20 protein-coding genes are annotated in these 17,234 nt (G+C 44.0%); 10 read left to right on the top strand and 10 right to left on the bottom strand.

The window, feature by feature from the left end:
• Positions 1 to 210: 210 nt before the first annotated feature.
• Complete coding sequence (gene nrdB / locus GTH32_RS17290; RefSeq protein ID WP_163088106.1) at positions 211 to 1,341, top strand: class Ia ribonucleoside-diphosphate reductase subunit beta; 1,131 nt, start codon at positions 211 to 213, stop codon at positions 1,339 to 1,341.
• Between the two features lie 9 nt (positions 1,342 to 1,350).
• Positions 1,351 to 1,623, top strand: a complete 273-nt coding sequence (yfaE, locus tag GTH32_RS17285; protein ID WP_163088104.1) for a class I ribonucleotide reductase maintenance protein YfaE — start codon at positions 1,351 to 1,353, stop codon at positions 1,621 to 1,623.
• A gap of 15 nt (positions 1,624 to 1,638) precedes the next feature.
• On the opposite strand, the gene GTH32_RS17280 is transcribed toward yfaE, so the two are convergent.
• Genes GTH32_RS17280 through GTH32_RS17265 form a run of 4 tightly spaced genes read right to left on the bottom strand, consistent with a single transcriptional unit; the run spans position 1,639 to position 4,491 of the window.
• Positions 1,639 to 2,739: a nucleotidyltransferase family protein gene (locus GTH32_RS17280; RefSeq protein WP_163088102.1), complete on the bottom strand. Its 1,101-nt coding sequence runs from the start codon at positions 2,737 to 2,739 to the stop codon at positions 1,639 to 1,641.
• Complete coding sequence (locus GTH32_RS17275) at positions 2,736 to 3,608, bottom strand: HprK-related kinase A (RefSeq protein ID WP_163088100.1); 873 nt, start codon at positions 3,606 to 3,608, stop codon at positions 2,736 to 2,738. The genes GTH32_RS17280 and GTH32_RS17275 overlap by 4 nt, the downstream gene beginning before the upstream one ends.
• A complete protein-coding gene (locus GTH32_RS17270; protein WP_163088098.1) occupies positions 3,601 to 3,858 on the bottom strand; it encodes a hypothetical protein in 258 nt (85 codons plus the stop codon). Before GTH32_RS17270 ends, GTH32_RS17275 begins: the two co-directional genes overlap by 8 nt.
• 3 nt (positions 3,859 to 3,861) lie before the next feature.
• On the bottom strand, positions 3,862 to 4,491 hold the full coding sequence (locus GTH32_RS17265) for a hypothetical protein (RefSeq protein WP_163088096.1): 630 nt from the start codon (positions 4,489 to 4,491) through the stop codon (positions 3,862 to 3,864).
• Between the two features lie 416 nt (positions 4,492 to 4,907).
• Here GTH32_RS17265 and GTH32_RS17260 point away from each other — a divergent pair, with 416 nt between their 5' ends.
• Positions 4,908 to 6,011: an NADH:flavin oxidoreductase gene (locus GTH32_RS17260; RefSeq protein WP_163088094.1), complete on the top strand. Its 1,104-nt coding sequence runs from the start codon at positions 4,908 to 4,910 to the stop codon at positions 6,009 to 6,011.
• A gap of 49 nt (positions 6,012 to 6,060) precedes the next feature.
• Positions 6,061 to 7,251: an MFS transporter gene (locus GTH32_RS17255; RefSeq protein WP_163088092.1), complete on the top strand. Its 1,191-nt coding sequence runs from the start codon at positions 6,061 to 6,063 to the stop codon at positions 7,249 to 7,251.
• 5 nt (positions 7,252 to 7,256) lie between these two features.
• Here GTH32_RS17255 and GTH32_RS17250 read toward each other — a convergent pair whose 3' ends face one another.
• The 4 genes from GTH32_RS17250 to dapA all read right to left on the bottom strand — a co-directional run bounded on the left by GTH32_RS17250 (position 7,257) and on the right by dapA (position 11,069).
• Positions 7,257 to 8,165: a DMT family transporter gene (locus GTH32_RS17250; RefSeq protein ID WP_163088091.1), complete on the bottom strand. Its 909-nt coding sequence runs from the start codon at positions 8,163 to 8,165 to the stop codon at positions 7,257 to 7,259.
• A 177-nt stretch (positions 8,166 to 8,342) separates the two neighbouring features.
• Positions 8,343 to 9,056: a phosphoribosylaminoimidazolesuccinocarboxamide synthase gene (gene purC / locus GTH32_RS17245; protein ID WP_163088089.1), complete on the bottom strand. Its 714-nt coding sequence runs from the start codon at positions 9,054 to 9,056 to the stop codon at positions 8,343 to 8,345.
• A 12-nt stretch (positions 9,057 to 9,068) separates the two neighbouring features.
• Positions 9,069 to 10,172, bottom strand: a complete 1,104-nt coding sequence (bamC, locus tag GTH32_RS17240; RefSeq protein WP_163088087.1) for an outer membrane protein assembly factor BamC — start codon at positions 10,170 to 10,172, stop codon at positions 9,069 to 9,071.
• A 12-nt stretch (positions 10,173 to 10,184) separates the two neighbouring features.
• Positions 10,185 to 11,069, bottom strand: a complete 885-nt coding sequence (gene dapA, locus GTH32_RS17235) for a 4-hydroxy-tetrahydrodipicolinate synthase (protein ID WP_163088085.1) — start codon at positions 11,067 to 11,069, stop codon at positions 10,185 to 10,187.
• Between the two features lie 181 nt (positions 11,070 to 11,250).
• Between dapA and GTH32_RS17230 the strand changes: the two genes are divergently transcribed.
• Positions 11,251 to 11,814, top strand: a complete 564-nt coding sequence (locus GTH32_RS17230) for a glycine cleavage system transcriptional repressor (RefSeq protein ID WP_163088083.1) — start codon at positions 11,251 to 11,253, stop codon at positions 11,812 to 11,814.
• Positions 11,792 to 12,259: a thioredoxin-dependent thiol peroxidase gene (bcp, locus tag GTH32_RS17225; RefSeq protein ID WP_163088081.1), complete on the top strand. Its 468-nt coding sequence runs from the start codon at positions 11,792 to 11,794 to the stop codon at positions 12,257 to 12,259. Before GTH32_RS17230 ends, bcp begins: the two co-directional genes overlap by 23 nt.
• A gap of 74 nt (positions 12,260 to 12,333) precedes the next feature.
• Here bcp and GTH32_RS17220 read toward each other — a convergent pair whose 3' ends face one another.
• Positions 12,334 to 13,407: an AI-2E family transporter gene (locus tag GTH32_RS17220; RefSeq protein ID WP_163088079.1), complete on the bottom strand. Its 1,074-nt coding sequence runs from the start codon at positions 13,405 to 13,407 to the stop codon at positions 12,334 to 12,336.
• Positions 13,408 to 13,678: 271 nt separating this feature from the next.
• Here GTH32_RS17220 and bepA point away from each other — a divergent pair, with 271 nt between their 5' ends.
• On the top strand, positions 13,679 to 15,145 hold the full coding sequence (gene bepA, locus GTH32_RS17215; RefSeq protein WP_163088077.1) for a beta-barrel assembly-enhancing protease: 1,467 nt from the start codon (positions 13,679 to 13,681) through the stop codon (positions 15,143 to 15,145).
• Here the strand turns inward: bepA and GTH32_RS17210 are convergent.
• Complete coding sequence (locus GTH32_RS17210) at positions 15,131 to 15,613, bottom strand: TlpA family protein disulfide reductase (protein ID WP_163088075.1); 483 nt, start codon at positions 15,611 to 15,613, stop codon at positions 15,131 to 15,133. The two genes, bepA and GTH32_RS17210, sit on opposite strands and share 15 nt — an antisense overlap.
• 219 nt (positions 15,614 to 15,832) lie before the next feature.
• Between GTH32_RS17210 and arsC the strand changes: the two genes are divergently transcribed.
• The 3 genes from arsC to GTH32_RS17195 are packed head-to-tail and all read left to right on the top strand — an operon-like array spanning position 15,833 to position 17,206.
• A complete protein-coding gene (gene arsC / locus GTH32_RS17205; RefSeq protein WP_163088072.1) occupies positions 15,833 to 16,186 on the top strand; it encodes an arsenate reductase (glutaredoxin) in 354 nt (117 codons plus the stop codon).
• Positions 16,186 to 16,797 (top strand): NAD(P)H:quinone oxidoreductase, encoded by a 612-nt coding sequence (wrbA, locus tag GTH32_RS17200; RefSeq protein ID WP_163088070.1) that lies wholly within the window; start codon positions 16,186 to 16,188, stop codon positions 16,795 to 16,797. Before arsC ends, wrbA begins: the two co-directional genes overlap by 1 nt.
• Entirely contained in the window at positions 16,787 to 17,206 is a 420-nt protein-coding gene (locus tag GTH32_RS17195; protein ID WP_163088112.1) for a DUF2069 domain-containing protein, read from the top strand. The genes wrbA and GTH32_RS17195 overlap by 11 nt, the downstream gene beginning before the upstream one ends.
• The last annotated feature ends 28 nt before the right edge of the window (positions 17,207 to 17,234 follow it).

Genomic DNA, 17,234 nt, shown 5'->3' with positions numbered 1-17,234 from the left:
ACTTATTTATACTGATAGAAAAGAATTTGAGGATTCAAGTTATGTTTGTGAAGAGTGCGAGAGATAACAAGGGTTACGACCAACCCACCCACTCAGTGATACTAAAAAACACAAGACATAACAAAATATAGCACGCACTTTCTCGCCATATGGCAGCAAGAACATTAATAAATAAACGCGTTTATCATTGAGTATTTTATTTAGGCTACTATGAAATATACTACGTTCAATCAGCAAAGCACTAACCCATTGGTCGAGCCAATGTTTTTCGGCAATCCCGTTAACGTGGCGCGCTACGACCAACAGAAGCACGCTATATTTGAAAAGCTTATTGAAAAGCAAATTAGCTTTTTTTGGCGTCCTGAAGAGGTAGATGTCTCTCGCGATCGCGTTGACTTTCAAAAGTTATCCGATCCTGAAAAGCACATTTTTATTTCTAACTTAAAATATCAAACGCTATTGGATTCAGTTCAAGGCCGTAGCCCGAATATTGCCTTTTTACCCATTATTTCACTGCCAGAATTAGAAACTTGGGTAGAAACCTGGTCTTTCTTCGAAACAATCCACTCACGCTCGTATACACATATACTGCGAAACCTTTTCTCAGACCCCAGTGAAATATTCGAAGATATTGTGGTTAATGATGAAATCAAACGCCGCGCTGCGGATATATCGAAGTACTACGACGATTTGATTTTCGCCACGCAGCTGTGGCAAACACAAGGTGAAGGTGTTCACACTATTGATGGCGTTGCCCACACAATCAATATGTATGAATTGAAGAAAAAGCTGTATTTATGCATGAACTCGGTAAATGCATTAGAAGCCATTCGTTTTTACGTTTCCTTCGCATGTACGTTTGCTTTTGCAGAACGTAAATTAATGGAAGGCAACTCTAAAATTATTCGCCTTATCGCGCGAGATGAAAACCTTCATTTATCCTCTACACAGCATATTTTGAATTTGTGGGCTAAAGGCAAAGACGACCCTGATATGGCGCAAATTGCACAAGAGTGTAAGGAAGAAGCCCGCGCTATCTTCATGAATGCAGTAGCGCAAGAAAAAGAATGGGCTGATTACCTCTTTAAAACAGGGTCAATGATAGGTTTGAACAAAGAAATCCTTTGTCAGTACATTGAATATATTGCTAATCAACGTATGACTGCCATTGGTTTCGACGCCCCATTCGATGTTAGCAGTAATCCTCTTCCGTGGATGAACAACTATCTTAACTCCGACAACGTTCAAGTAGCGCCTCAGGAGTCTGAAATTAGCTCTTACTTAGTAGGTCAAATTGATTCTGCGGTAGGTGAAGGCGATTTCGCAGATTTCGAGCTGTAAACACTATACATGAGTAAAAACGCAAAGGCTTTTCACATCGATGTGGTTGATGTGGGAAGCCTTACTGCTACCTCTGAAACTACCCTACTCACGGCCTTAGAAGGTGCAAATGTGCACATTCACTATCATTGTCGAGAAGGATTTTGTGGTGCCTGTAGAACAAAACTGCTTGAAGGTGAAGTGGCTTATACCACCGACCCTTTAGCGTTTATTGATGACGATGAAATACTGCCGTGTTGCTGTGTTGCTGTTTGCCCACTTAAAATAAAAGTACCACTTTAAGCAACGTAGTGCAGGCTATTGCTGTTGCGGTACGGTTTTTTTGAAAATATGAGTGCCAAATAAACCTTCAGCTAGTTTACGGCCCCCCTTCGCAATAAAATGCCACAGTAATATGTGTATGGGCATTTTGCACCAATGCCCTCGCACCCAAGCCATAAAAATAGCCAGTTTCTGTGCGCTAACCTTCACCGTTTTGTGGTTAGGTAATAACGTGCGTTTGTAAATAAAGTCTAGCAGAGACCAGCGCACAGAATTTATTTGATGACGGCTTAGTGAAGCGGGAATATCAACCTCAAAAAATTGTGCTGTGTAATGAAGCCCTAAGATCACCTCAGTTTTAAACCCAACATGTTCAATAATTTCGTGCAATTGCTGCCAGAAATCCGGGCTTTTGTAGCGTGTCAGCAATAACCAAATATCGACGAGATCTCGATATCCATGTTCCTGCTCTTCGTTAAAAAACAAGTGAACACACGAATGCAGCAATAACCCAGCTGGTGATAATACGGTAAGGCCATCATCCGTTTCAGTAACACAAGATAAAAGACTATCTACGTTTGGCGCTTTGCCCGAAATAGGAGGCACAATATTGTGATGTAAATCTAATACTGTCCCTCGGTTACTATGTATCAATGGAGGAATTTCATGTACCCATTGTCGATAGTAATAATCGTCATAGTCGTTAAGCGGCTTACTTATCCACCCTCGAAATACTAAGTCTTTTTCAATGCTGTTTATGCCCGCTTTGGATACAAGTAAATCTATATCGGAATAAACCCTACCTTGGGCCAATTCGCCTCCTAGCAAGGTATACGCTGCGCCTTTAAGAAATACCACACTATCTGAGTGCGCACGACACAAAGGCGTAAGCAAAGTCGCTTCTAATAGCACCTGCTTGGCTTGTTTCCTGGCTAACTTACGTGCATTTGATAAGTGCCATTGCACAAAGCGAGGAAACTCAGCACTTTGCTGTTGGTAAAAGTACGCAAAGCGCGCCAATAGCATTTCGCTTCGTAATAACAACACCAGGTCTTCCCATTCTTTTGCAGAAAGTGATGTTAAATCAGCACGTTTATGCCAAATATCATGTAAGAATTGGGGGCTAAATTGACTCATGCAAACCCGTGCGTTTCCTCAATAAATGCAACAACTTCGTCGGCATTATTAAAGGTTATTTGATAACCTTCAAGATTATCTGCCGCGTGACTTAGCGTGGAAAACCCTTCCTGCCCTAATATGCCAACATTAAAACAATTGTCAAAAACCTGTTGGAAGGTTTGCCGTTGGGTTAAGGGCGTTATGTCACAATAGGTATTGGCGTTATACGTAGGCATTACCACAGTGGTCAATACCGCATCATGATATCTGTGTTTCCACGAATGTTCGCTTGGCGATAAATGAACCACATCACCTTTGTGCGTGTTACGTGCTATATCCGAATAAACGCTATTTGGTAACCAACCTTTTACCACTTCAATTGATTTATTCTTTAAACACGCAGGTCGCACAAAGGGCGTAACGGTTAAAGTATTGGGCGTAATTAGCGCTAACTCATCCGACAATAAACGCCACCCATGGGCCATGAAAGCGCAACAAGTTGTGCTTTTACCTGAACCTGGCGGGGCGGGTAACAATACCGCTTTGTCTTCTTTTGCTAACACAGCAGCATGAACAATAGCATGATTTACTTCATGGGCTGCAACAACCCAATTTAACCCCCATTCCAACATAGCGTATGCTTTATCGCTATCCATTGGCACGAAAGGTTCTATCTCATCACACAGAAAATGTGCCTGAGGCTTCCACAAGCGGCCGAGCTTTCGCTCTATGACAAGAGACACGTTATAGTGCGCAAAATCATTGCTATTAGGGGAGAAATTTAACCGTTCCGCCCCATAAATACGTTCTAGGTTCTTAAGGACTAACGGCGCGTTGGTGTGGATTCTGAATGAAAACGGATGGGTATTAAGTATAACTTCATGCATTATGCAGCGTGATCCACTTCCGTTTAACCAACTGCTCGATACTGTTTGTCACAGCTTCGGGAGGTGTTATAACGCTTTTACCCCCTAAACCTTCCGTGTTGTGACAGATAAACCTTCCCCCTTCAGAAGGGGATACTGTCAAAGGAACAGAAAGGATGTCGCCGCTGGTATCGTTATAGAAAACACTACCGCTACTGTCACAAAAGGAGTGCAAAACCACCCCTTCACACAGGTTAAACGCTACTGCCATAGGTTAAATTGCACAATCTGGTAAGTAACTATTTGCATGGTTATCGTTAATTAAGCTCTCTGCTTGGCTCTTAAATTCGTAAGGGTTAAGCTTTGCGCTGTTATATATTTCTCGCGCAAAATCTTGCGCTGAGTGATAGCTACCGCCATTGCTACTGAGAACAGGGTACCAGATTCCGCCAGAGCCAGAAAGGCAAGCGTTAGCGTACATGGTCACTAAAAATCGGTTAACGTTTTCAGTGCCACCTAAACTTTTCGGTTTATTTTTCTTACTGTTCCATTCAAGGTTACCAGCGCTTCCGTAATCCAAAACCTGCTGTAAGGTAACGTTCTTTAAATCATCGGCTGAGGTACCAGATTTTAACGTTCCAATTAACCCGAAGCCAAATACGTCAGAGAACTTGAGCGAGCTATTATAGGATGAGTAGCCGTTACCTTTGTTCTTCACCCAGCCTGGGGATCTCAGTGCTAGACAGCTTGTTTGCAAATTGCCCGAGCCTTGCCCAGACGTAGTAACAGATGTCGTCACGGTACTCGCCCACACTGATTTAGCAGGAATAGAGGCTACTGCGCTACCTGCGACAACTCCTTTGAGAATGCGGCGACGAGAGTTATTTGTTTGTTTACTATCCATTTTTACCTCTTACCTTAAATACAGTGATAGGCAGTGTTCGCCACCTATTGTTAACGCGTACCCGCAATAATCCTTTGCGATTAAGCACCCATATGCCAACAATAATAACACTTTTTTACTTGACAGATACAATTTTAATTAAAACTTATACTAATGATTGATAATAGTCCTTATATCGATTATGTGCGATATTTTGTGCCAGAAAATTTTCTATAACTGGGTAATTTATTACCACAAATTTTCTGTTATTTTTTGTTATAAGTGACTATTAATAATTGAAAATTGACAGCAGAGTCACTCAGCGTAGTATTCCCGTTACTTCCTACTTCACTTAAACCCTGGTTTAAACTTGGGCATATACGCTATTGGCAGTCTACTGCAATAATAGGAGTATAGCCGCACATTAAGGACAAAATATGACAGCGAATATCGGTGCCCTTTTTAGCGCTTTTAACAGCGACAACCTTACGTTAGACAATCGCATTGTTATGGCGCCTATGACGCGCCAATTTTCACCAAAAGGCGTACCAACAGAAGACGTGGCCGCCTACTACGCTCGACGTGCTGCCGGTGGCACTGGGCTAATCATTACAGAAGGCACGACAGTAAACGACCCCGTAGCCACTATGGATGCAAATATTCCTCAGTTTCACGGAGACGCTGCATTATCAGCTTGGCAGAATGTGGTAGAACAAGTGCATCAAGCGGGTGGTAAAATAATGCCTCAATTGTGGCACGTGGGCATGGCACGCGTTGCTCAAAAAGCCCCTTTTCCTGATTTACCAAGTGCAGGGCCGTCGGGGCTTTTCAAGCCCGGTAAACAGGGCGCAGAGCCTATGACCCAAGCGCATATAGAAGCAGTGATAGAGGCGTTTGCTACTGCAGCTGCAGATGCGCAAAAGATGGGCATGGATGGCGTAGAGATTCATGGCGCACATGGCTATCTCATCGACCAGTTTTTTTGGGAAGGTACTAATCAGCGCAGTGACAGTTGGGGCGGTACGATGGAAAACCGAGGACGCTTCGCAGTAGAAATTATTAAAGCTATTCGTGGGGCAACGTCACCGGATTTTCCTATCGTGCTACGATACTCTCAATGGAAGCAACAAGATTATAGCGCGCGTTTAGCTACCACCCCTCAACGCCTCGAGCAATTTTTGTTACCATTAAGCGAGGCTGGTGTAGATATTTTCCACTGTTCCCAGCGCCGCTATTGGGAACCAGAATTTGAGGATAGTAATTTAAATCTCGCCGGATGGACTAAAAAGCTTACAGGAAAACCCACTATTACTGTTGGTTCCGTTGGTTTAAATGGCGATTTCTTCGGCGCGTTTAAAGGTCAAAGCTCAGACACCCGAGCCATAGATGACCTTGTAGAACGGCTAGATAATAAGGAATTTGACCTGGTGGCGGTAGGCCGCGCGCTGCTGCAAGATCCTAATTGGGCGAACAAAATTAGGGAAAACAAAACCAGTGAACTGACTGAATATTCAGGTGATGCACTCGCTACCTTATCGTAAAGTAGCATTCGCCGTTGCGTAACACCACGTAGAATAGGAAATATATTCCATGCCCGCTCGTCAAACACGATTTGCCAAATACACCTTACTGTTGGCGACGGGCGCAATTGGCTTTGCCCAAACAGTACTGTTTGCCATATTAGCCCCCTTAGGCAGAGAAATAGGACTCAGTGATGTGCAAATTGGTAGCATCATTTCGTGCTCATCCCTAACACTTTTCATTGTTAGCCCATTTTGGGGCCGAAAAAGCGATAAGTGGGGGCGCCGACGTGTCCTCCTCATTGGTTTGTTCGGCTACGCTTTTGGCACATTGTTTTTCGCCAGCGTTTTTCAAGCTGCCCTCTATGGGTTACTCCTCCCTTCCATGGCGCTAGCGCTACTTATTACTACCCGCGTAGGCAATGCCATAGTTATGGCGGCCGTTTCGCCATCGGCAAATGCCTATATGGCCGATATTACAACAGTAGAAGAGCGAGTGAAGGGAATGGGATCCTTAGGGGCGGCGACGAATATAGGCTCGATACTTGGTCCTGCAATAGGTGGGTTACTGGCTGGGATAAGCTTACTAACCCCCCTATATTTCTCAGTTGGCATTACGTTAGTCGTTGCTACTTTAGCGATAATGACGCTACCTGTATTAGCCCCATCGTTGAAAAAAACTGCACAGCCAAAGCTTAAATATACCGATCCTAGGTTATTCCCACTAATGGTTGCCGGCGTGCTTTTGTTTATGGGTTTTGCCATAGTACAACAAACCATAGCATTTCGATTTCAGGATATGTTTCAACTTTCCGGGCCCGCAACCGCAAGCCTAGTGGGAATAAGCCTAATGTGCTGCGCCGGTGCCGCACTATTTGTACAACTCGTCGTTATACCTAAGTTATCATATCGGCCATTTTCTCTATTGCGGCTATCGATGCCCATTATGATGTGCGCCTTTGCTATTTTAGCGATAGCTGAAACACAAACGGCCTACTTGATTGCCATGGTAATTCTTGGCGTGGGTTTGGGAATAGCTGGGCCTGGCTTTATGGCAGGCGCTTCTGTTGCCGTCTCTTCCACAGAGCAAGGGGCAGTGGCGGGGCTTGCCGGCGCGTGTCCTCCCCTTGGTTTTGCGGTAGGCCCACTATTGGGTGCCTATCTTTATTCTATTGACAGCGCCCTTCCCTACTGGTTTGCGTTAGCAAGTTATGTAGTGTTATTTGCTGCCACTTTGAAATTTAATGTACAGCATAGTTAACCCACTCACCGCTTAACAATAACAAGCCAAATTCCACCTAACGTCATCAACGATGCTACCATCATTTGACCACTAATGGGCTCGGCTAAAAATAGCCACCCCATAGCGGTGGCGATGACAGGTACACTAAGTTGAACGGTTGCCGCTGTGGTCGATTGAATTAAAGGCAAGGCTTTATACCAAATAGCATAGCCACATCCAGACGCTAATATTCCTGATGCCAATGCATAGAAGGCCCCTTGCGTATCTAAATCAACCTTTGCCTCTAGCCATAACCAGACTACAAAAGGAACAACCATAAGACTGGCAAAGGCGAAGTTGCCCGCGGTTAGCAATAAAGGGCGATTGGCTTTTTTACCCAGTAGCGAATAAACGCCCCAGGCTATTCCCGCCACTATCATAAGACACGCAGAGATAAATTTAGGTGCACTGGCGCTAGGTAAAAGAAGTACAACTAAGCCGCTAAATGCAAACAAAAAACCCAACCACTGCAGCAGAGAAAAACGTTCACCTTTTAGCATGGCCACTATCAACATGGTAAGTTGAACTGCCCCAAATAATAATAAGGCACCGGCGCCTGTGGTCATACTTACATAGGCGTAGGAAAAACCTATCGCGTAAATAAAAAGTGCTAACGCCCCCAGTAAATTACCATGATGATACATCGACGCTAGCGCCGATGCAGTTGGCAATGGAGCGCCGCCATCACTGGCCTCGGTTTGTATAGTCATAGGTCTTGCGCGGCGCTGGGTAATCATTACCAGCAAACCTAAACAAAATGCGCCACTGATTAACCTTATTGCAGTGAATACGCCAGGGTCTATTGATGTGTGTGCCAATGCCATTCGACAAAACAGTGAATTCGCCGCAAATGCCAGCATAGACACACATACCATTACCCAAGCATTACCCATTTTCATTCCTTTTCAAAAACAACATTAGCCAAAATTATGCGCGTATTGCGGCTTATTTTTTATAGAAAAAAGAAAAGGACCTAATAAGGTCCTTTATTCTTTCAATTACTTAGCTTTCAATTACTTAGCGCCAAAGATGGCATCTATTACACCGGGCACTTTGCTGCAATGAATGACCTAAAGAGAAAGGCCTATACGCTCGGCAACTTCAATATAGGTTTCAACTACAGAACCTAATCCTTGTCTGAACCGATCTTTATCCATTTTTTTACGGGTTTCTTTGTCCCATAATCGGCAACCGTCAGGCGTAAACTCATCACCAAGTACAATATTGCCGTCACTATCTACGCCAAACTCTAACTTGTAATCTACCAACAACATGCCACCTTCAGCAAACAAGGCTTTTAGCACATTATTCACTTCAAACGTGATGCTCTTCATTTTGGCGATTTGAGCTTCACTAGCCCAGCCGAACGATGCGATATGATAATCGTTAATCATCGGATCGTGTAACGCGTCATTCTTCAAAAAGAATTCAAATACCGGCGGAGACAACTCCTGCCCCTCTTCTACCCCTAAACGGCGCACAAGTGAACCCGCGGCCAAATTACGGACTACGCACTCAACAGGGATCATATCGAGCTTTTTAACCAAAGACTCAGTATCAGAAATGAGTGATTCTACTTGAGTTGCCACACCAGCTTCTTCAAGCTTGGTCATAATAAAGTGATTAAATTTGTTATTTACTTCACCTTTACGATCTAACTGTTCAATTTTTTCGCCGTCAAACGCAGACGTATCATTGCGAAAATGTAGGATCAGCTTATCGCTATCATCAGTAAAATACACTGTTTTTGCCTTACCACGGTAAAGCTCGTCACGTTTTTCCATTCTCAGTCTCAATTAAATATCAAGGTTATCTTCTGACATGACCTCAGCAAATGTGCTGTATAGGTCGGATACCTGGTTAGGCTCAAAAGGAACGCTTTCATCATCCATAAAAGTAATACTGGTACGGTTTTCACCTGCCGCCGCTACTTTTAACCGATAGTCGCCCTTTTCAAGTAATGTATCATCGCCGGAGAACAAACCATCCCACCACTTGTTATCAGCACCATTGTACCGAACAAACAGCAAGCCGGTCGATTTATCCAAATCTTTTACATCGAAGCCTAGTTTACGCAAAACTAATAAGGTACGTGGCCAAACCACATCGTATTGTGACGACACAATATACGCAGCGTCACCGTCACTGTTAAAGCCCATTTCGGTTTGCAAACCTTGGCGGATACGCGCAATACGGCGGGTCTCTTCTAACTGAATTTGATACTCATAATGACCAATGACTTGGTTCAACACGCTAACTTCTTCACGGCGCTCTTCAAGGCCAGAGACCTCATCAATAACCTTATCTGCGGTTTTCTCTTTATAGTCTTTTAGATCAACACTTAATGCAGCGCTTCGGCCATGAGGTTTCATCTCAAGTGAAAACTCAAAGCGGCGACTAATTTCACTTTCCACATCAGACCATTGATACCAAGGGCTATCGAGCTCTTTTGTCATACGCATCCAGTCTGTGACGAGAACGTTGTTTTCGGCATCAAAGTTTTCTACACCAATACCTTCCTCATCGAGAAAGCTAAGAAGCGAATTCCAAATAGCCTCATCAAGGGGTTGACTGTCGTCCACTTGATCGAACCAAATTGTGGCTGACGAACGTCCTTCCTCTACGTGAGAGCCCGTTACCAATGGCAACACTAACGCGGGAGACTGAATAATTAAATTTTTACCCACCAAGCTAGGGTCTGCGTTCTCACCAAGTTCAGGTAGCTCAAAATCTCTAGAAAACGAAGGTGCAGATAAATCAGCAGGAACAACTAGCCCTTTCCCTTCTTTTGTTTCTGTGTACTTATAACTACCCGAAGCCGTTTTTCTATCTATTTGGCTTGAACAACCTGCCAGTGCGACCAAGGTGATCGTACTTGCTATAGCCAGCATGCTTTTCATCTATGTTCCTTATTAACCAGAAATCAATTCGTATTTTTTTAGTAGTTCTTCGATATGTTTTTGGCTTGCAAGTTCCGGTAAAACCATCGGTAATCGCATTTCTGCACTTTCCATCATGCCCATTTTGTACAATGCCCATTTAGGCATAACTGGGTTAGGCTCGATAAATAGGGCGCTGTGGAGCAGTTCGATAGTGCTATCGATTTGTTTACATTTTTCAAAATCTTTTGCTAATGCAGCGTCGCACATTTGCGCAATTGCCTTAGGTACTACGTTTGCAGTAACAGAAATGACGCCGTGGCCACCTTCGCACATAAACTCACTGCTAGTGCCATCGTCACCGCTTAATAAAACAAAATCTTCAGGAACCAAGCTTTGTGTGGCTTTTAAGCGAGAAATATCGCCAGTGGCGTCTTTCAAACCTACGATATTTTTATGCGCAGCAACTTCTGCAACGGTTTCTGGCAACATATCTGCCACTGTCCGTCCAGGTACATTATACAATAAGATAGGTAACTCACTGGCATCTGCAATAGCGTTAAAATGCGCTACCATGCCTGCTTGTTGTGGTTTGTTGTAGTAAGGCACTACGCTTAAGAACCCGTCGATACCAGCCTTACCTAGCTGTTCGGTAAGGAATATTGCTTCAGCGGTAGAGTTTGCGCCGCTACCTGCAATAACCGGAATTGCGCCGGAGGCCATAGCAACAGTTTCTTTGACCACGTTAACGTGTTCATCAAACGGAAGAGTGGCAGATTCGCCAGTGGTGCCCACTGATACGATGCCGTGGGTGCCTTGCTCAACATGAAACCTTACTAGTTTCTCTAGTGACTTATAATCGATATCGCCGTTCTGGAACATCGGCGTGACGAGTGCTACGTAACTGCCAGTAAACATAATCTCTCCGCAAAATGTGAGCGCACATGGTAAATATGTCAGTGCCTAAACACAAGCGGCATGACCCGCTAAATAGCAAGAATTTACCAATATAATGGCTTCAATAGACAAAAAGGCGCTGACTTCAAAAAAAACTCTATGCTACCATCGTTGTAATAGTTTCTTAATACGAAAATTTTGCATGTCTCAACATCAACTTATCGTGACCATCTTAGGCACGGATAAAAGCGGAATTTTAAGTGAAATTGCCGCCGCGGTTTCTGAAGCACAGTGCAACATTTTAGATAGCCGCCAGGCAATTTACGGGCGCGACTTTTCCCTTACTATGATATTAGAAGGAACCCAGCCCGCCATAACGAAGGCGGAGTGCATGTTGCCGCCGGTATGTCAGCGGCTCGATCTACTCTCTATGATGAAACGTACAAGCCATCACGCGAAACAAAATTTAGAACACCTTTTCCACGTGGAATTTAGCGGTGAGGACACCGCCGGGCTGATTAAATCAGTAACCGGGTTCTTTGCCGAACGAAATGCCACTATTAGTGCATTTAGACAGAAAACATTTAAACAGGAAGACGCAGAGAAAGAGTCGATGAAATGTAAATTTGTGGTCAATATGGCTGCATCAGAAGATTTCGACGCACTGGTTGCCGACTTGATGTTGCTGTTTGATAAACTAAACGTCACTGGGAAAGTTATAGATAAACTGATTAAGGATCCAAATGAAAATGTTACAAGCTGGTGATAAAGCACCTCAATTTTCACTGCAAAACCAACACGATGAAACGGTTACCTTAGACCAATTTGCCGGAAAGAAAGTACTGGTTTACTTTTATCCTAAAGCCATGACGCCAGGTTGTACGGTTCAAGCTCAAGGTTTACGCGACATCAAAGACCAATTAGCGCAAAAAAATGTTGAGGTAGTGGGTATTAGCCCAGATGCAGTGAAACGTTTACCTAAGTTCGCAGAGAAAGAAAGCTTGAATTTTACGTTGCTCTCAGATGAAGATCACGCAGTAGCTGACGCTTTTGGTGTATGGGGCCCGAAGAAGTTCATGGGTAAAGAATATGATGGCATTCACCGAACCAGCTTTATGGTTGATGAGCACGGTGTTATTGAGCATGTTTTTAATAAATTTAAAACAAAAGAACACCATACGGTTGTATTGGATTATTTGTCGGGGGAATAACCCCAGGTATTGCTAAACATTAAAGCCAGCGATAATTAAGAAAGCCGCCAAGCATATTCTTGGCGGCTTTTTTGTTAGCTTTGCGCAGGGGGCGCTATATTGGGGTTACTCGACCATGCGGTAACCACCGCTTTGACTAAGGTAGCCAGAGGTATTGCAAAAAACACGCCCCAGAAGCCCCAAAGCCCACCAAACACCAAAACGGCGATAATAATATAGAGCGGGTGCAAGCTTACCGCTTCGGAAAACAGAAGCGGTACAAGCAAATTGCCGTCCAGTGCCTGAATAATGCCGTAGGCAATCATGAGATACCAAAACTCAGAGGTAATCCCCCACTGAAACATAGCAACTACGCCCACCGGTATAGTTACGACAGCGGCCCCTATATAAGGAATGAGTACGGAAATTCCCACTAACACACCCAGTAAGATAGCGTAGCGCAAATCCATAAGCGCGAAGGTAACGCAAGAAACCCCACCCACAATTAATATTTCAATCACCTTGCCACGAATATAATTGGCAATTTGAGAATTCATTTCATGTCCCACTTGGGTGATCAAGCGGCGTTCTTTAGGTAGTAAGCGCGAAATATTTTCCAAAAAAAACATTTTGTCTTTTAGCATAAAAAATACCATAAGTGGTACAAGTACTGCGTAAACCAACAATGCTGCTACATTAGCAATATTACTAAAAGACGCCGAAATGAGGGTTTCCCCTACTTCAACTAACTTTTCATTAATCCCTTCCATCATTTGATGTATTTGGTAAACCTGAACATAGTCGGGGTATTTTTCAGGCAAGGTTAAGATCCAGTCTTGTGCTTTTTGCCAAATAAGTGGGGTTTCTTGAATAAGGTTGACACTTTGTTTGGTGATAATGGGAACTAGCCCTACCAGCATAAATACCATCAGTGTAATAAAACCCAGCAATACTACACCGCAGGCCAGTACGCGACTTACCCCTACCTTGACTAATTTGGTAACCGGCCAATCAAGCAGATAAGCAATCACTGCTGCCACGAGAACGGGCATAAGAAGTTCGCCCCACAACAACAAAACCGCCGTGGATAATAAGATAAGAATGAGCAGCATGGCTGCATCGGGATCAGAGAATTTGCGTCGGTACCATTTACCAAACACATCAATCATAAGTTACGCCTGCGGTAATAAATCATCTAAGACAGCATGATAGAGTAACATCAACTAAAGGAGCAACAAAGAATCTATTAAAATCAGCTTGGTATGGCTAGCTTCTAGCACTTTAGCAACGCCGCTAACAAGCACACATTTTATCCCCAAAAGGTGGTATAAAGGCGATGACTACGGCAAAATGCAAAAATAGACGACAAATAATTGAAACTGAACGGCATCTTTGATGCTCTAATCAATCAATAAAGTGACTTCAGTAGTTCAAGGGTACATGAATAGACGTTTAACACCATGCTGGTTTTTCTTCTCGTTTTTGCTGCTAGCGAGTTTATCTGCTGTGGCGCAAGATTCAGCGTATACCAATAAAAACGCCCTTCCCGAAATTGGTGTCGTCGCCTCCGACGCTATCTCTTTAGACAAGGAGATGATTGTAGGTGATGCCGTTATGCGCCAAATGCGCGGTCAAAGCCCGGTTATTGGCGATCCGGTATTAACTGAGTACCTGCAAGACTTAGGTAATCGTTTAGTTGTGCATGCTGAAAATGCAAAATTTCCTTTTGAGTTTTTTTGGGTAGACAATGATGCAATTAACGCCTTTGCGTTTTTTGGCGGTCATATTGGTGTACATACGGGGTTAATGCGGCGTGCAGAAACCGAAAGCGAACTCGCCTCTGTATTGGCCCATGAAATATCTCACGTAACCCAACGCCACATTGCCCGCAAAATGCAGGCACAAAAGCGTTCATCTCCGCTGGCCATCGCGTCCCTTATTGGGGGGATGTTAATCGCCATCGCGAATCCGGAAGCGGGTATGGCGGCCATGCAGGCTGGGTCAGCCGCATCGGCGCAAATGCAAATAGATTATACGAGAACCAATGAACAGGAAGCGGATAGAATTGGAATTAGTATGCTGGCCCGTGCCGGTTTCGATGTAAAAGGTGCTGCAGACTTTTTCTCCACCATGGCAGAACAGTATCGCATGGCTTCTCGTCCGCCAGCGCGATTGTTAACCCACCCCCTTACCGAAACGCGAATTGCTGATGCAAGAGCGAGGGCTGCTGACTACCCCTCCCGCCGTGTTATGCCTAGTTTACAGTTTGAACTGGCGAAGTCCCGTGTTAAAGCACGCTATTCGTTTGAACCCGATTATGCAGTGGATTACTACAAAGCCGAGCTAGACAAGAAAGCCTACAAAATAAAAGATGCGGCCTTATACGGCCTCGCGCTAGCCTATATGCGTAACGAAGATAACCAAAAAGCGCTAGACATAATGCGTAATGTGTTGCTTAAAAACGACCCAGACAATTTATTCTATTTAGATGCTGCAACCGATATTTTTATAGCCTTAGGTGAACCGTTAAAGGCGGTTGAGTTGCTCACGCCCCATGTTGCCCTAAACCCACGGAATCAAGTCCTTGCGCTTAACCAAGCCAATGCATTGATTAGTGCATCACGCTATGATGAGGCTATTAGCTTATTAAAAGATTTCTTATTGGTGAATAAAGAGCATCAGATTGCTTATCAACTTATGAGTGAAGCTTACCAAAAAGACAAACGCTTTTCGCAGATGCACCAAAGCAAAGCTGAGGTATACGCCTTATATGGCGCATATACCCGTGCGGTAGACGAACTTCAATACGCCTACAATTTCGCCGGTGAAGATCATTTGCAAAAGCAACGCATACGGGCACGCATTAAACAGTTTCGCGATCAAGAAGAGCGTTTACAGCGTCTGTAAAGTCTGTATGCGAGCACGAAGCATCGCCCCACTCACCTCTCCCATGATGGTATCTTTAATTTCGCCGTCGGGCCCGATAATAAAAGTGGCGGGAAGATAGGGTGGCTTTTCCATCGGCAATTGCGTGTCTTTATTAGCTTGGATAACGGGCAAGGTTATATTGTGCTTTTGTAGCATCTTGGCTAGTTCTTTTTTGCTGAGGTTATCGTAGTTAATTGCAAATAAATACGTATTGCTAGGTAGGTTTTGATTGAAACTATGCAGCTCGGGCATTTCTCGTAAACAGGGCACACACCAAGGGGCGAAGTAGTTGATGATAACCCAATTGCCTTCAAGCGATGTCCATTTGTATTTAGTACCATCGGTGGTAATAAAATCGCTTTGTTTGCTTTGGTATACCCATATGCCTGCCGCAGAAGAAAGCAGCATTAATGCAATAAAACCGGCAACCTTGAGTGTTTTTTTCATAGCATTCTTGGCTCTTTTTAATTAATAAGGTTAGTGGCACAGTTTAAACATCCATTGGTCTTTTACAGCGTTGTTGGTGCCCACTATGACTATACCCGTAACATGCACCTTCAAGGTAAGGTTGGCAAGAGAGTTCATTAACAAAGGCAGACAAAAACTTGAAAATTTGCATAAAAAAGGCAATAGTCGCCGCCACTTTATGTACTAAGGGAAGTTATCATGTCATCCATTTCTATTTTGCATAACCCACGTTGTTCAAAAAGCCGCCAAACCCTAGCCCTCCTTAAAGAGAAAGGCATTACCCCGGCGGTTATCGAATATCTGAAAACACCACTTACCGTAGATGAACTCAAGACATTATTTAATAAACTTAATGTTAAAACGGTTCGCGATATGATGCGTATAAAAGAGGCCGAATATAAAGCGTTGGGTTTAGCTGACGATAGCATCGCGGATGACGATTTATTTCAAGCTATGGCAACGACGCCTAAATTAATTGAACGCCCTATTGTTATTAACGGCGCTAACGCCCGTATTGGTCGCCCTCCTGAGTCGGTATTGGATATTATTTAATGGCCCCTATTTTAGTTCTCTACTACAGCCATCATGGCAGTACTAAAAAGCTCGCCGATGCTATAGCACAAGGCATCGTCAGTGAGGGTGGTGAGGTATGGGTACGTACGGTTAAAAGTTTGCATGAAAACAACGCAAGCGGCGAGACAGCACAAAGCCTTAGTGCACCAGAAGTGACACGGGACGAGCTGGCACAGTGCAGCGGGCTCGCGTTAGGCAGCCCCACTCGTTTTGGCAATATGGCCGCTGCGGTGAAACACTTTTTAGATAGTACCAGTGCGCAATGGATTAAAGGCGATTTAATCAATAAACCTGCGTGCGTTTTTACTTCAACCTCTTCCATGCATGGCGGCCAAGAAAGCACCTTATTATCTATGATGGTTCCCTTACTTCACCATGGTATGGTGATGTGCGGCATTCCCTATAGTGAACCGGCATTGCACGACACGGTTACCGGGGGTACCCCCTATGGCGTTACCCACGTTGCTAATAGCAACAATACCGCACTTAGCGATCATGAAAAAGCACTTTGCCTTGCTCAAGGAAAACGTTTAGCGCAACTTGCCAAAGCACTATATTCACAATTTTCGGAGAATAATGATGGCGCCTGAAACGCGCAACTACCGCTACCTAGCCCTCGTCTGTCATACGCTATTAATTGCGTGGATAGTTATCTGGCAGTTTTTGCTAACTACAACCCACGCGTATTCATTGGTATTTATCGCCATTATGTATGTAGTACCTATCTTGCTTCCTTATAAGGGGGTTATTCAAGGTAAACCCTACACCCACGCGTGGGCCAATTTTGTGGTGTTATTTTACTTAATGCATGGTTGTACCGTGGCGTATGCCGTTCCTGCTGAGCGCTGGTATGCTGGAATTGAAATTCTCTTGTGCACAGGAATGTTTATTGGGTGCGCTGCATTTGCCCGTAAACGTGGACGAGAGTTAGGTTTAGGGATCATCAAACTTAAAGAAGAAATGAAGCAAGAAAAAGCGTATTTCGAAAACCGTAAATAAAGCCTACTATGGGCTTTTACCCTCACTT

The sequence above is a fragment of the Alteromonas profundi genome (assembly GCF_010500865.1).
Classification (GTDB): Bacteria; Pseudomonadota; Gammaproteobacteria; order Enterobacterales; family Alteromonadaceae; genus Alteromonas; species Alteromonas profundi.
The sequence above is the reverse complement of the archived record's forward strand: the minus strand, read 5'-3'. Positions and strand labels throughout refer to the sequence as shown.

Excerpts from the sequence above, each read along its gene's own strand:
- nrdB (WP_163088106.1), top strand. The coding sequence starts at position 211 with ATGAAATATACTACGTTCAATCAGCAAAGCACTAACCCATTGGTCGAG.
- yfaE (WP_163088104.1), top strand. The coding sequence starts at position 1,351 with ATGAGTAAAAACGCAAAGGCTTTTCACATCGATGTGGTTGATGTGGGA.
- GTH32_RS17280 (WP_163088102.1), bottom strand. The coding sequence starts at position 2,739 with ATGAGTCAATTTAGCCCCCAATTCTTACATGATATTTGGCATAAACGT.
- GTH32_RS17275 (WP_163088100.1), bottom strand. The coding sequence starts at position 3,608 with ATGCATGAAGTTATACTTAATACCCATCCGTTTTCATTCAGAATCCAC.
- GTH32_RS17270 (WP_163088098.1), bottom strand. The coding sequence starts at position 3,858 with ATGGCAGTAGCGTTTAACCTGTGTGAAGGGGTGGTTTTGCACTCCTTT.
- GTH32_RS17265 (WP_163088096.1), bottom strand. The coding sequence starts at position 4,491 with ATGGATAGTAAACAAACAAATAACTCTCGTCGCCGCATTCTCAAAGGA.
- GTH32_RS17260 (WP_163088094.1), top strand. The coding sequence starts at position 4,908 with ATGACAGCGAATATCGGTGCCCTTTTTAGCGCTTTTAACAGCGACAAC.
- GTH32_RS17255 (WP_163088092.1), top strand. The coding sequence starts at position 6,061 with ATGCCCGCTCGTCAAACACGATTTGCCAAATACACCTTACTGTTGGCG.
- GTH32_RS17250 (WP_163088091.1), bottom strand. The coding sequence starts at position 8,165 with ATGGGTAATGCTTGGGTAATGGTATGTGTGTCTATGCTGGCATTTGCG.
- purC (WP_163088089.1), bottom strand. The coding sequence starts at position 9,056 with ATGGAAAAACGTGACGAGCTTTACCGTGGTAAGGCAAAAACAGTGTAT.
- bamC (WP_163088087.1), bottom strand. The coding sequence starts at position 10,172 with ATGAAAAGCATGCTGGCTATAGCAAGTACGATCACCTTGGTCGCACTG.
- dapA (WP_163088085.1), bottom strand. The coding sequence starts at position 11,069 with ATGTTTACTGGCAGTTACGTAGCACTCGTCACGCCGATGTTCCAGAAC.
- GTH32_RS17230 (WP_163088083.1), top strand. The coding sequence starts at position 11,251 with ATGTCTCAACATCAACTTATCGTGACCATCTTAGGCACGGATAAAAGC.
- bcp (WP_163088081.1), top strand. The coding sequence starts at position 11,792 with ATGAAAATGTTACAAGCTGGTGATAAAGCACCTCAATTTTCACTGCAA.
- GTH32_RS17220 (WP_163088079.1), bottom strand. The coding sequence starts at position 13,407 with ATGATTGATGTGTTTGGTAAATGGTACCGACGCAAATTCTCTGATCCC.
- bepA (WP_163088077.1), top strand. The coding sequence starts at position 13,679 with ATGAATAGACGTTTAACACCATGCTGGTTTTTCTTCTCGTTTTTGCTG.
- GTH32_RS17210 (WP_163088075.1), bottom strand. The coding sequence starts at position 15,613 with ATGAAAAAAACACTCAAGGTTGCCGGTTTTATTGCATTAATGCTGCTT.
- arsC (WP_163088072.1), top strand. The coding sequence starts at position 15,833 with ATGTCATCCATTTCTATTTTGCATAACCCACGTTGTTCAAAAAGCCGC.
- wrbA (WP_163088070.1), top strand. The coding sequence starts at position 16,186 with ATGGCCCCTATTTTAGTTCTCTACTACAGCCATCATGGCAGTACTAAA.
- GTH32_RS17195 (WP_163088112.1), top strand. The coding sequence starts at position 16,787 with ATGGCGCCTGAAACGCGCAACTACCGCTACCTAGCCCTCGTCTGTCAT.